General features: G+C 49.8%; 13 protein-coding genes and 2 tRNA genes. 3 read left to right on the plus strand and 12 right to left on the minus strand.

Translation table 11 applies throughout. The features are described 5' to 3' along the window. Positions 1–3: 3 nt before the first annotated feature. From gmd to B9Y77_RS09940, 9 genes are all read right to left on the minus strand, one after another. Positions 4–1,101, minus strand: coding sequence for a GDP-mannose 4,6-dehydratase (gene gmd / locus B9Y77_RS09900; protein ID WP_073424995.1), 1,098 nt, complete (start codon positions 1,099–1,101; stop codon positions 4–6). Continuing rightward, the gene (locus B9Y77_RS09905; RefSeq protein ID WP_085491506.1) at positions 1,094–2,266 is read right to left on the minus strand and encodes a GDP-L-fucose synthase family protein; all 1,173 of its coding nucleotides are present in this window, start codon (positions 2,264–2,266) and stop codon (positions 1,094–1,096) included. The genes gmd and B9Y77_RS09905 overlap by 8 nt, the downstream gene beginning before the upstream one ends. A gap of 165 nt (positions 2,267–2,431) precedes the next feature. After that, positions 2,432–3,703, minus strand: a complete 1,272-nt coding sequence (locus B9Y77_RS09910; protein WP_254899992.1) for a carbohydrate binding domain-containing protein — start codon at positions 3,701–3,703, stop codon at positions 2,432–2,434. Beyond that, positions 3,700–4,545 carry a TIGR02147 family protein gene (locus B9Y77_RS09915; protein ID WP_085491508.1) on the minus strand — a complete coding sequence of 282 codons (846 nt, stop codon included), beginning with the start codon at positions 4,543–4,545 and terminating at the stop codon, positions 3,700–3,702. Before B9Y77_RS09915 ends, B9Y77_RS09910 begins: the two co-directional genes overlap by 4 nt. Before the next feature lie 208 nt (positions 4,546–4,753). Further along, positions 4,754–5,344 carry a GNAT family N-acetyltransferase gene (locus B9Y77_RS09920; RefSeq protein WP_085491509.1) on the minus strand — a complete coding sequence of 197 codons (591 nt, stop codon included), beginning with the start codon at positions 5,342–5,344 and terminating at the stop codon, positions 4,754–4,756. Between the two features lie 178 nt (positions 5,345–5,522). After that, a tRNA-Leu gene (locus B9Y77_RS09925) sits at positions 5,523–5,606 on the minus strand. 71 nt (positions 5,607–5,677) lie between these two features. Continuing rightward, a complete protein-coding gene (locus tag B9Y77_RS09930) occupies positions 5,678–6,433 on the minus strand; it encodes a hypothetical protein (protein WP_254899993.1) in 756 nt (251 codons plus the stop codon). Beyond that, complete coding sequence (locus B9Y77_RS09935; protein ID WP_085491510.1) at positions 6,430–6,981, minus strand: hypothetical protein; 552 nt, start codon at positions 6,979–6,981, stop codon at positions 6,430–6,432. The genes B9Y77_RS09930 and B9Y77_RS09935 overlap by 4 nt, the downstream gene beginning before the upstream one ends. Positions 6,982–6,989: 8 nt before the next feature. Beyond that, a complete protein-coding gene (locus B9Y77_RS09940) occupies positions 6,990–7,775 on the minus strand; it encodes a hypothetical protein (RefSeq protein WP_254899994.1) in 786 nt (261 codons plus the stop codon). A gap of 34 nt (positions 7,776–7,809) precedes the next feature. Here B9Y77_RS09940 and B9Y77_RS09945 point away from each other — a divergent pair, with 34 nt between their 5' ends. Next, on the plus strand, positions 7,810–9,174 hold the full coding sequence (locus B9Y77_RS09945) for a toxin-antitoxin system YwqK family antitoxin (protein ID WP_254899995.1): 1,365 nt from the start codon (positions 7,810–7,812) through the stop codon (positions 9,172–9,174). A gap of 4 nt (positions 9,175–9,178) precedes the next feature. On the opposite strand, the gene B9Y77_RS09950 is transcribed toward B9Y77_RS09945, so the two are convergent. Beyond that, the gene (locus tag B9Y77_RS09950; RefSeq protein ID WP_073424987.1) at positions 9,179–9,640 is read right to left on the minus strand and encodes a type IV pilus modification PilV family protein; all 462 of its coding nucleotides are present in this window, start codon (positions 9,638–9,640) and stop codon (positions 9,179–9,181) included. Between the two features lie 7 nt (positions 9,641–9,647). Continuing rightward, positions 9,648–10,205 (minus strand): prepilin-type N-terminal cleavage/methylation domain-containing protein, encoded by a 558-nt coding sequence (locus B9Y77_RS09955; RefSeq protein ID WP_085491513.1) that lies wholly within the window; start codon positions 10,203–10,205, stop codon positions 9,648–9,650. Positions 10,206–10,420: 215 nt separating this feature from the next. Here B9Y77_RS09955 and B9Y77_RS09960 point away from each other — a divergent pair. Both B9Y77_RS09960 and B9Y77_RS09965 read left to right on the plus strand, forming a co-directional pair. Continuing rightward, positions 10,421–10,503 (plus strand) — tRNA-Leu (locus tag B9Y77_RS09960). Positions 10,504–10,541: 38 nt separating this feature from the next. Next, complete coding sequence (locus tag B9Y77_RS09965) at positions 10,542–10,967, plus strand: hypothetical protein (protein WP_014546584.1); 426 nt, start codon at positions 10,542–10,544, stop codon at positions 10,965–10,967. 193 nt (positions 10,968–11,160) lie between these two features. Here B9Y77_RS09965 and B9Y77_RS09970 read toward each other — a convergent pair whose 3' ends face one another. Then, the gene (locus B9Y77_RS09970) at positions 11,161–11,682 is read right to left on the minus strand and encodes a hypothetical protein (RefSeq protein ID WP_085491514.1); all 522 of its coding nucleotides are present in this window, start codon (positions 11,680–11,682) and stop codon (positions 11,161–11,163) included. Positions 11,683–11,685: the final 3 nt, after the last annotated feature.

Raw genomic sequence — 11,685 nt, forward strand, 5'->3', positions numbered from 1 at the left:
CTCTTACTTTACCAAGCCCTTTTCAAGATATTCGGCCAGGTTCGTGCGGGTCACGCTTGCAACGTGGTCGGCGGCAACTTTCTGCATATCGTGGTGGACCATGATCTGCACAAGTTGTTCGAAAGACGTTGTCTGCGGATTCCAGCCGAGTTCGGCCTTGGCCTTGGTCGGGTCGCCCCAGAGGTTCACCACGTCGGTCGGGCGGTAGAAATCTTCAGAGACGGCGACGACGGTCTTGCCGGTGGCAACGTCGATGCCCTTTTCGTTCACGCCTTCGCCTTCCCAGCGGAGTTCAATGCCTGCGTGGTGGAAAGCGAGGGTTGCAAATTCACGGACGGTGTGCTGTACGCCGGTTGCGATCACGAAGTCTTCGGGCTTGTCGTGCTGCAAAATGAGCCACATGCATTCCACGTAGTCCTTGGCGTAGCCCCAGTCGCGAAGGCTGTCGAGGTTGCCGAGGTACAGGCAGTCCTGCTTGCCCTGGGCAATGCGGGCTGCGGCAAGCGTAATCTTGCGGGTCACGAATGTTTCGCCACGGCGTTCGGATTCATGGTTGAAGAGGATGCCGGAGCAGCAGAACATGTTGTAAGCTTCGCGGTATTCCTTGATGATCCAGAAACCATAGAGCTTGGCCACGGCGTACGGGCTGTACGGGTGGAACGGAGTGTTCTCGTTCTGCGGTACTTCTTCGACCTTTCCGTAGAGTTCGCTTGTGCTGGCCTGATAAATACGGCAGGTCTTTTCGAGGTGGTTGGTACGCACAGCTTCAAGCACTCGGAGGACACCTGTAGCATCAACATCGGCGGTGAATTCCGGGGAGTCAAACGAAACCTGCACATGGCTCTGGGCCGCGAGGTTATAGATTTCAGTCGGCTGGACCTTGCCCACGACCTTCACGAGGCTCATGGAGTCGCCCATGTCGGCGTAGTGCAGGTGGAAATTCGGCTTGCCTTCGAGGTGCGCAATGCGTTCGCGGTAGTCCACCGAAGAGCGGCGGATGATACCGTGGACTTCATAGCCCTTGGAGAGGAGGAATTCAGAAAGATAGGAGCCGTCCTGACCGGTGACGCCTGTGATGAGTGCTACGTTACGCTTATCCATTGAGGGATTCCTTGTACCAGTTGAAGAGTTTCTGTACGCCTTCGTCGATTTCGACCTTGTGAGTCCAGCCGAGGCTGTGGAGCTTGCTCACGTCAATGAGCTTGCGCGGGGTGCCATCGGGCTTGCTTGCATCAAACACGACTTCGCCTTCGAAGCCGACCGCCTTCACGACGAGTTCGCTGAGTTCGCGGATGGTGAGTTCCTTGCCCGTGCCCACGTTGATGTGGCAATTGCGGATTTCACCGAGTTTCGGGATAGCTCCGCCACGGCCAGCGCTGTGGTTACGGTCTACAGCGCCATCGACGCTTGCGCCGTAATGCACGCTAGAATACTTTTCAATACCGATAATGTCGCTGAAGTTCACGTTCAAGAGCACATGAACGGAGGCGTCAGCCATGTCTTCGCTCCATAGGAATTCACGGAGCGGCTTGCCGGTTCCCCAGAGGGTCACCTTGTTGTTCTCGATGCCGTACTTGGCGAGAACCTTCAAAATTTCATCTTGCGAGGCATTGCCGTTGATGCCTTCGACGGGGCGCTTGTCCATATCAACCTTGATGCTATTCCAGTCGTTGTCGTGGATGAGCTTCGCCAGATAAATCTTGCGCATCATGGCGGGCATCACGTGGCTGTTTTCAAGGTGGAAGTTGTCGTTCGGGCCGTAAAGGTTCGTGGGCATCACGGCGAGGTAGTTGGTGCCGTATTGCAGGTTATAGCTTTCGCACATCTTGAGGCCTGCAATCTTTGCGATGGCGTATTCCTCGTTGGTGTACTCGAGTTCGCTCGTGAGGAGGGCATCCTCCTTCATGGGCTGCGGGGCGTTCTTCGGGTAGATGCATGTAGAGCCGAGGAACAAGAACTTCTTCACGTTGTGGGCGTAGGCTTCGCTGAACACATTGCACTGGATTTTCATGTTCATCATCATGAAGTCGGCGCGGTAGAGCGAGTTTGCCATAATGCCGCCAACGAAAGCCGCAGCAAGGACTACAGCATCGGGGCGTTCTTCGTCAAAGAACTTCTTGACGGCATACTGGTCCGTGAGGTCGAGTTCCTTATGGGTACGTCCGACAAGGTTATTGTACCCGCGGGACTTGAGGTTGTTCCAAATAGCAGAACCGACCAACCCATGGTGGCCAGCTACATAGATCTTTGAGTTTTTATCAAGCATTGTTAGTGAATCCAAAAGTTAGCTTGACCCACAAAAGCATAATTGCAAGCCAATCTAAACAAATTGAAAAATAGAATTTAAGAAAAATATAACAATTATATGTAATTGTTACAAGTGAGGAAGTTTAAATTTGTTTACTTTTTATACTAACAATGTAGGGATATATTACTTAATCCGAATCAGCTGGACGTCCTTAATCCAGAACGTTCTTTCGCGACTGCCCAAATTCAAGTCCAAACGGGCATACGGGTCTGTTTCCGCAGGCGAAAATTCAATTTCGAACGACTTACCGGAAGTCGAAACCTTGACGTGTTCCTGGAACCCATTCGTTTCTCCATTGTAGATGGAATTTCCCAAACGAGCCGTCATTTCACCTTCGACATCAGACCAGATTGTGAAAACAAACTTGTACGTATAACCAACGATTACAGGGATATTTTCGTGCAGCAACTGCACACTATAAGAGAAATTCCCGCCCTTGGTTACATGCACCTTCATCACATTAGAATTTTTCTCTTTGACAATCGCCGTATCGGCAGCGCCATTGAACTGCTTGTGGAAAATCCAGTTCTTTCCACCCTCGCTAAAGTTTCCATTAGAAATCAAATTCTTGTTCTTCTGCCCAGCAATTGCGGTCCAGACATCGTCGACAAAGCCATCATAATCCTTGCCATCAGCCGCCGTATAGCTGTAACGCATCGCCTGGAAACTCGGCAAGAATCGTTCATTCAGAGAATTCCAAAGGTCCTTGTTTTCGGTCTTGCTGAAGCGGATAACACCGTCCTCGCCCACCTTCGCCGAAGCAAGGTCAAGTCCATCGACAAAGCGATGCACGCGGAAAATCACAGACAAATTCGCCGCAGAATCTTGAACTTCAATCTGCGACTGGTTGTACAGCAGCTTAAACACCTGGAAATTGTTCAGCTCATAGACAAATGGGATTTCCTTGCCATTCTGACGGATGCGACCGTAAATCGAGTTTACCGACTTCTTTTTGCCAACTTCAAAGCCGACACCGATTTCCTTAAGGAACCCGTCATTCTTCAAATCGATATTATAGAAGGCATCCTTGACAAACTCGCCATCCGTGAACGAAATGGGGAGCACAGCCGCCGGATCATCTTCATACGGCCAGAGCAACAGTCCATCTTCCTGATTGACAGAAACGCCCACATAGAAGCTGCAGAAAGAACGGACTTCGGTAAGCGTGAGCTGGAACGTATCGATGACGACCTTTTCATCCTTCGCCGCAGCCTTGGCAAGCGAAACCGGCTTTGCATCAGAATAGTCGATGGAGAAATCTGCGGTAAGCCCGATGTTCTGCGCTATCTCCGGATTTCCAATTTCAATACCGGCCGTAGTGTCGGATTCCGAACATCCGACCGCCCACAATGCCACAAGCACGCAACCGATTATTGAACTCAAAGAACGCATCATACTCCTCGGGTTAGAGGGTACAGCTGGATATTGATTTGCACAACATCCTCACCTTCCCCAGCCTTTGCTGAGAAATCTAGTAGTTCTTTGCGCATCAGTTGCAAATGTTTTTTCAAATTGGGGAAATCTTCGCGTTTTATGCTGAAAGTCAGGGCAGAAACGTCCCTTTGCGGGCCCGGAAGCGCCGAAAGCATGTCCGCCGAGAGCTTGAGCATCTGCAGATGGTACATCTTGACCATCAAATCCTGGACTTCGTCGTCAGTAGTAATCAGGGGGTCGCGCTGGCGGTAACCGTTCGCGGTCTTTACCAGAAGTCCCAGTTCCACGAGAAGCTTGAGGGATTCCGTCACCTGGGCAGGCGTAATGAGACCGCCGAGGCGCTTGGAAATCCAGTCGGGAATCGGGCGAAAATCCTTGAGCGCCACCATCTCGAGAATCGCGGAGTGGTGCCATTCGCGGAAAATACGGAACTGAGCCGCATCCATCTTGTGCAGCTTGGAGCGCGGGCTCGCCTTCAAAAGCTGGGCGTAGTAAACCTGCTTATCCGCATCCGTCTGGGCCTGATTGAAGAAAACAAGACTTTCGAAATATGCAGCACGCTGGCCATCCAAGCCGAGACCGTGGATGAGCTTTACCACCGTGTTCTTTGTAATATTTCGCTTTCCGTCAATCGTGAGCTTGAGATGGGCGTGGCTCGAAAGCCCAGCCTTCTCTGCGAAGAAACGGAGGCTAAAAGCCGAGACCGTCTTCTTCTTGAACTCATAGTAGTCCCGCAAATACACACGGTAGTTCGTGTATTGCAGAACATCAGGTTCAACTATGCGATTTTCTCCTGTTTCCATATTCTAAAAAATAGAAGTCTTCCGCCACAAAATCAAAGAATAAAAAGCTTTTATCGTTTACCCAAGTAACCATGTCAGACGAGAGACGAGAGGGGCAGGCTTTCCCCTGATTGCAGCCCCGACTCGCCGGGTCTTCCATCACCCCTTCGAGCGGGGTTCCACCCCGCAACGCCCCGAACGCAACAAGAGCAACAAACGCCGTGAATGCTTAACAAAAGTCTCTAGCGAGGAGCGAAAAGCGAATGTGGTCTTCGAAATGGTCATGGATTCGTTCGTACTCGCGGCAGAGACCTTCTTCCTGGAATCCGGCACGGCGGGCGACAGCAGCACTCTTCGGATTGTTGACCGAAGCCGTAAGTTCAAGACGATTCAGCCCCATCGCAAAAGATTCGCCCGCCACAAGCAAAAGCGCTTCGGTCGCAAGCCCGCGACCACAAAAGTCTTGACCAAGCCAATAGCTTACTGTCGCCGAGCGATTTTTCCACTGCACCCAGCCAAGCATAATGCAGCCCGCGATTTTTAAATCTGCGTTTGCGCCCTTCTCGAAAATGCCCCAGCAGGCGCCATTAGCCATCTGCGCCTGCAAGTCCCAAGCATCTATTTTCGCAGAAACATCTTCGGGAGTGCGACATTCTTCGCTTGGCCACGGCAAGTGCTCCGACAAGAACTCGCGAGAGCCTTCAATCAGCTCGAACAGCGGCTGCACGTCCGCCTCGCCAAGCGGGCGCAACACAGCACGCTCGCCTTCAACCTCTTGCAGCGAGAATTCGCAAAGTTCATCATCTAAAAAATCGCTCATTATGACCTTTTGCAAAAAACAATCAACCCCAAGAGTACATAATTACAACGTCATTCTGAGCCATCCATGGCGAAGAATCCAGTTATATCAAGAAATTATGGATCCTCCTCCCGTTGGTCGAGGATGACATTATTGAAAAAAAACGAAAAACCCGATAGCGAACTACCGGGTTTTTCAGTGCGGATGAAAGGACTTGAACCTTCATGCCCTTGCGAGCACTAGAACCTGAATCTAGCGTGTCTACCAGTTCCACCACATCCGCGTGGTGCACCAAATTTTGAAAAAAAACACCCTTTTGTCAAGGGGAGGTTCATAAATAAGGCTATTTGGCGCTTATTTGCGGATGGCGTCGCGGATCCATTCCATCCGCTTGCCCTTCCAATAGCTCCAGTCGTGCTCGCCTTCCGGGTCGAACCGGAGTTCGCAGTCCACCTGAACAGCCTTGCAAAATTCCGTAATCCACGGCACCGTCTGGTCAGACGGGTAAAGCCTGTCCTTGCCCCCTTGCAAAAAGCGGAAACGCCCGACATGCATTTTCTTCGGCGCCGCAAGTTCCAACGGTCCACCCAAGAATGCTCCAAACGAACTCACGAGCAAGCGGTCTTCCACAGCACGACGACCTTCGAGCGAATAAACCAAGACCCCCAGCGAGCCGTCCGAAACGCCCACCAGCGAAACACGCTCCACCGGAGCTCCGCGCTTTGCAGCCACAGAATCAAGCGCCGCATCAACAGCGGCAATTGCAGCCGGCGTGACCCAATGGTTATCGCGACAAGCCGATACGCTCACCACAATTTTTTCAGGATAAAGCTCCGCAAAGTCAGCCCCAGCAACAAGCCCTTTCGCACAGTTACCACTACTCATGCCACCGTGGAACCACACGACAACCGACGCTTTCTTTATTTTTTTCGGCCACCAAATTCCCGCCGGACTTTGGAACGACGAACCCGCACCAAGCACATCAATCAAAAGCGAATCCGGCGCATTAGGGGTAAGCACTTTAGAGGCAGGCGCACTAGGCGCAGCAAACGCCTGCACACCAGCAAGCAGCAACACCAACAACGAGGCAACTAAACCAAATCGCATCATTCCGCGCCACTCGGCGAATCCTGAAATTTCAACTGACGTGGCTTATGCACCAGCGCCACAAAAATGAGGATAATCCCCATAATCAGCATAAAGCCCACTACGCATGTCCCAACAAAGCACCAATAAAATTGGTAATCTGCCGACAGGTCATCCCAGCTGAGTTCGCCATTTTTCGAAGCCATCGACTTCACGATAAACTTGTCGCCCACACGTGACGCATAAATTTCCAACGGGATTTCGCTCGCGTTCATCGCCGAGAAATCGAACCATTCCGCCATGTCGTCCAAAAGATCATCGTCTGCATAAAGCACGAACGTGCATTTTGTATCGCCATTGATCTGGAAATAAGTCTTATCGAAAAACGGCAAGTTCGAACCGCCGAACAAACTCGGAATAGCGGCGTAGCTCACCTTGCCATAAAACAAGCTTTCTTCGACAAAGAAGCTTTTCGCAAGCGGATAGATATACCAAGAAACCCAACTAGCAAGGAATATCAGCAGGAAACCAAAATTGATAAAGGCAACTTTACGAACACGAAAAATAGACATTGCAATCCTTACTGTTTAGACTTAAATATAAAGAAGAACGTGGCAAGCAAAAGCACGAGCGACAAGAAATAGAACGCCAGCGGGATCTTTGCCGAAAGCGAAATCTCTTTCACGTTTTCCATCTGGAAAAAGTGGAGCAGTTCGTCACTTGCGCTGAGAGTCTTGTCATTATTAAACTGGTTCCAGGCATCGTACAAATCCAGATTTTTCTGGAACAGCGTTTCCACGCGCTTATTAAAAGCCTCCGGCAACACAAGCCCATCCGGGAGCACCGCATAGCCCGCCCTTGCAGAATCCAATTTGCGCACCAAAGCCAAATCGACATCCGAAGAGCCCATTTCCATCAAGCGGTAAACATTCTCCAGTTCATCGATCCAAGCGGAACGTTCCGAAAGGTAGCGATGCAAGCAAGAGACCTTCGCCAAGACACTCGACTTGAAATGCGATACCGAGGAAGCCGGAGGCGTCGAAAAGCCAGTCTGTTCCAACTTCTGGATCCCCGCATCAAATGAGAGCGCTACTTCGCGGAGCGTCATCATCTGCGCAAGCACCACCGCCGAATCCACCTCGTAACCGCTACGGACACGTTCCATCGAACGCATGAGGCTCGCATCGGCAAACTGGTAATCGCAAAGCGACTTCACGTACTGGGAATAAACGGCGACCTGCGGTTTTTGCGAAACGTAAAACAGCGCCGTCAAGCAAATCGTAAGAACGACAACAAGCCAAATCCAGGGAGTCTGGATTTTCATGTGCAAAGTTTCTGCAATTGTTTTTTTTGTCTGTCCGTTCACACCTAGAAATTACTTTTTTTCTACTTTACGAACAATGAAACTCCGTCATTTAATCGCCTTTTTTGCCATTTTATGCAGTTTCGCCGGGTGTACCGTCGAACGAGCCGAAGAACATATCCTCGCAAGGCACGTAAACGGAGTCAAAAAGACCTCTATCTGGGTTTACCCCGACGGCACCATCCTCAAGCGTAATGAATGGTACAATGACGGCATCAAGGAATTCGAAATCCCCTACGAAGACAGCCTCCCGCATGGGGAATTCAAACGCTGGACTGGCTTTGGCGATGTCGCAATGATTGGGCACTATAACAAAGGGAAAAAAGACGGCAAGTGGACAGTCTACTACCAGAACAAAAAAGTCGAAGCGGTCCAATTTTATAAAGACGACCTCCCTGTTGGCGACTGGGAAGGATTCCATCACAATGGGGTAAAGGCATTTGAAGAACATTATGACGACAACGGGAACCACATCGGTGTGTGGAAACATTTTCACGACAATGGTGTGCTTGCCGAAGAAAACAGATGCCATGAAGCTAACGGATATATCAAGCGTTTCGGGAGAAATTGCAAAATCACGGAGTACTTCGATTGCGTGAGTGGCAATTTAGAAGGCAATTACAAAAAGTACTACGAATCATACGGGCCAGTGGACTCCACAAAAAATTGCGAACAAGCGCAAATCATGGAAGAAGGGATTATTGAAAGTCAATTAGCACCGTTGCCGCTAACATTCTACAGGGCAGACGGGTCCCTTATCAAAAAAATCAAGTCGAGTTTTTTCAAAGGTCGTGAAAAAATCCAATGGTTCGACGAAAACAACAATGTTATCCGAGAAAGCAACTTTGTTGCAGATTCAACCGACCCGCCCCATAGTAATTCAGGCATCGCTTACGGGACCTGCGCCAATTCATCAACGCTATTCTGTGCCGAGACCTTATTCGTCCATTCGGAAAAACCCAACGGAGAACTCGACTCTTGCACGTTAAGCCATAAAGACGATTTCAAACAAAGCATCGGCAAGTACCCGGCAACGCTCCGCTACATTCAAAAAGGTCACGTTCTTTTGTACGAAGAATTCTGGACACGAGAATACAACACTATCGATGATACACCTAGCACACCAAGTATTCAAACAAGCCGCAGTTTCTACCCGGACAGCATGGGCGGCAGAATGGCAAGCGAAGGGTTCTGGCAAACAGACGCAAACGGAAAATCCAAGCGTCACGGCGTCTGGCGCAACTGGTACCCGAGCGGTGTATTGAAGGACAGCCTCAACTACGTGAACGGCGAACGCATCGGCGAGCAGTTCAGCTACGACAGCACCGGCAAGCTCACGATACATAAAACAGAAGCCGGCAAGAACCGGCCCGTGATAATGCACATATTAGGGGAAAGGTAACCTACTACCTAATTACACTAGAGACTTCGATAGACTGCGTGGAGCCTTTGAAGTTCCAGGAGACTTTGACTTTTACTTGTTTCGCATAAACGTGGTGAATTGTTTCGTACTGCGAGGCGTCAGTCGATGTGTAGTTCTGCGTTGCAGAAACAGTCACTTCTGGCGAGTACGTTACCGTAGCAGAATCGCCCAGACCACGAGCCCACTTGCGATTGATATCATGCACTTCAAAAGTCGTATCCTCCGCAGATTTCGACGGAATCGAGGCAATCCCCACGGACTTGAGGGAATCCAGCACCTGCTGGGCAACTTCAATAGCACCATCACGACCGCGAATACGCAACAAGGCATCGTGGTTACCGCCTTGAAGATTCAATACAGCCATGTACATAAAACCAAGGACCGCAGCAGCGACCAAGATTTCAACAATTCCAAAGCCTTTTTTGTTCTTCAAAAGTTTCACCATAATTTACCTACAATTTGTTCCAAAAACTGCCTGTTCTCCATTGGGGGATAAGCATATTATTATTCCTATTTTTTTCTACAAGACCATAAACATAGCTGGTGCCATACTGCATGCACACATAACCTTCGGATGGCGCCGCAGAAAGACCTATACGAGGAATAAACAAGGCTCCTTCGCTCGCCCAGTCCTTATCCGCGGTACTAAATTCGTCAAGTTGGACTTGATCATCACAACTAAATCTAGCAGGAGCTTCAATAGTAAGCGAATCAATAGGCTCTACATTTTCGATAGATCCAGCACCACAATCATTTACCATATACACATAAAGAGTCTGCTCGTTATCGCCAGCCATTTTGACACAAAGGCGTTTGGACAATCGATTAGCATCATTGGCTACACGTTCCAAAAAAGCGGCCGTATTTTGCGCGCAGTCTTTTATTCGTGTATTGATGACAGCCCCTCTCAAGCCAGCAACACCCATAGACGATAAGACGCCCATAATCGTAACAACGACTAGGACTTCTACCAAGGTATAACCGTTCTTTTTAGAGCCATGATTCAGCATATCTATTTCTCCAAGCTAGATTGAACCAAAATTAATATAAAAAGAGGTTCTTTTCCGCTTTGGTCTAACTTATAATATACATAAACACGGCTCAAAAGTAAACATTTGTAAACAGAAAATACGTTTTTGATGAAAATCGTGATAAAAACAATATTAAAACACGTAGCCGTGTAATTTTACCCACACAAATTGCTATATTACACACCGCACAACCTGCCCAGGTGGTGGAATGGTAGACACTGGGGACTTAAAATCCCTTGGGGGCAACTCCGTGCGGGTTCAAGTCCCGCCCCGGGCATTGTTTTTGTGCTTCACTTCGCAGAAGGGAGGTAGATCATGATTGAATTCTATCCAAACAGCATATATTATCCGCGCGAAGCGGTCGATGAAAAGCTTGCCAAAGGTGAGCTCGAAAAGACCAAAAAGTACTTGATCGGTTGGACAGAACGCCACCGCGAAGAAATTTGGGAATGCGCCCGCGAAGATGCTGAACAGCCTTCTGACGAAATTCTCCTCGACAACCTCCGTGCACTCCTCCTCTGCAAGGGTTCCTTGCAGCCGGCAGCCGAAATGGGCGCCATGATCCGCGAAATCACGAAGGAAGTCTGGTACCAGAACGAAAACGGTCCTAAGGATCCGGACATGATCGCGGTGGACTGGCAGACGAAGTACTTGACCAAGTGGCGTGAAGCCCGCATGTTCGAAGCATTCGTGCTTATCGAAAAGAACGCAAAGCAGCTCGTCGAAATCCTGAGAGCCTAACCTAAAGCTAATCGCTCGCTAACAATAGCATTTGCCAAGCTCCACCTAGTGGAGCTTTTTTTGCATTTGTTGTCATGCCGGCCTACCTGTCCTCGCGCCTGTCCTCGCTTGACGGGGATGACGGGGACGAGCCGGCATCGCCTTTAATAGTGTATGGTGACCCCGGAACGGAGTCCGGGGTGACAGTAAGGGGTTAAACCCCGCCACGGAAGCGGATAGGGATCCAGATCTCGAGTTTGCCTTGCTTGCTGGGCGGAAGGCGCCAGAAGTATTCGACGTGCTTCAGGAGCTTGACTTTGAACACTTCGTTATCAGAACTCGTAAACATGATTTGCGGGTCCTTGAAACGTCCAAGACTATCGAGCGTGAGGTGCAGTCCGAGGAACACTTCATCATCGGACTTGAATAACTTGTGCCCTTTGCGGGCCACACGAGCTTTCTTAAAATACTCCGAGGAGAGGTAATGCAGGCCTGCGGCGCGCCCTTCCAAGAACATTGCAAGCTTGTTCAGGTCACGCCCTGCAGTATTTTCAATCACATAAATTTCGTCAATCGAGGGCATTTCCACGCGACCGGTAAACGCCTCTTCGGCGACATCCTCTTCTTCATCCTCAACATCCACAATAGGCTCGTACTGCGGGATGCTGTAGACAAAGTACAACACAGCAACAAAGACGAGAGCAAAGGCAAGCAATGGAGCATTACGTTTCAGCATAGC

The sequence above is a fragment of the Fibrobacter sp. UWB13 genome (assembly GCF_900177805.1).
GTDB lineage: Bacteria > Fibrobacterota > Fibrobacteria > Fibrobacterales > Fibrobacteraceae > Fibrobacter.

Excerpts from the sequence above, each read along its gene's own strand:
- gmd (WP_073424995.1), bottom strand. The coding sequence starts at position 1,101 with ATGGATAAGCGTAACGTAGCACTCATCACAGGCGTCACCGGTCAGGAC.
- B9Y77_RS09905 (WP_085491506.1), bottom strand. The coding sequence starts at position 2,266 with ATGCTTGATAAAAACTCAAAGATCTATGTAGCTGGCCACCATGGGTTG.
- B9Y77_RS09910 (WP_254899992.1), bottom strand. The coding sequence starts at position 3,703 with ATGATGCGTTCTTTGAGTTCAATAATCGGTTGCGTGCTTGTGGCATTG.
- B9Y77_RS09915 (WP_085491508.1), bottom strand. The coding sequence starts at position 4,545 with ATGGAAACAGGAGAAAATCGCATAGTTGAACCTGATGTTCTGCAATAC.
- B9Y77_RS09920 (WP_085491509.1), bottom strand. The coding sequence starts at position 5,344 with ATGAGCGATTTTTTAGATGATGAACTTTGCGAATTCTCGCTGCAAGAG.
- B9Y77_RS09930 (WP_254899993.1), bottom strand. The coding sequence starts at position 6,433 with ATGATGCGATTTGGTTTAGTTGCCTCGTTGTTGGTGTTGCTGCTTGCT.
- B9Y77_RS09935 (WP_085491510.1), bottom strand. The coding sequence starts at position 6,981 with ATGTCTATTTTTCGTGTTCGTAAAGTTGCCTTTATCAATTTTGGTTTC.
- B9Y77_RS09945 (WP_254899995.1), top strand. The coding sequence starts at position 7,810 with ATGAAACTCCGTCATTTAATCGCCTTTTTTGCCATTTTATGCAGTTTC.
- B9Y77_RS09950 (WP_073424987.1), bottom strand. The coding sequence starts at position 9,640 with ATGGTGAAACTTTTGAAGAACAAAAAAGGCTTTGGAATTGTTGAAATC.
- B9Y77_RS09955 (WP_085491513.1), bottom strand. The coding sequence starts at position 10,205 with ATGCTGAATCATGGCTCTAAAAAGAACGGTTATACCTTGGTAGAAGTC.
- B9Y77_RS09965 (WP_014546584.1), top strand. The coding sequence starts at position 10,542 with ATGATTGAATTCTATCCAAACAGCATATATTATCCGCGCGAAGCGGTC.
- B9Y77_RS09970 (WP_085491514.1), bottom strand. The coding sequence starts at position 11,682 with ATGCTGAAACGTAATGCTCCATTGCTTGCCTTTGCTCTCGTCTTTGTT.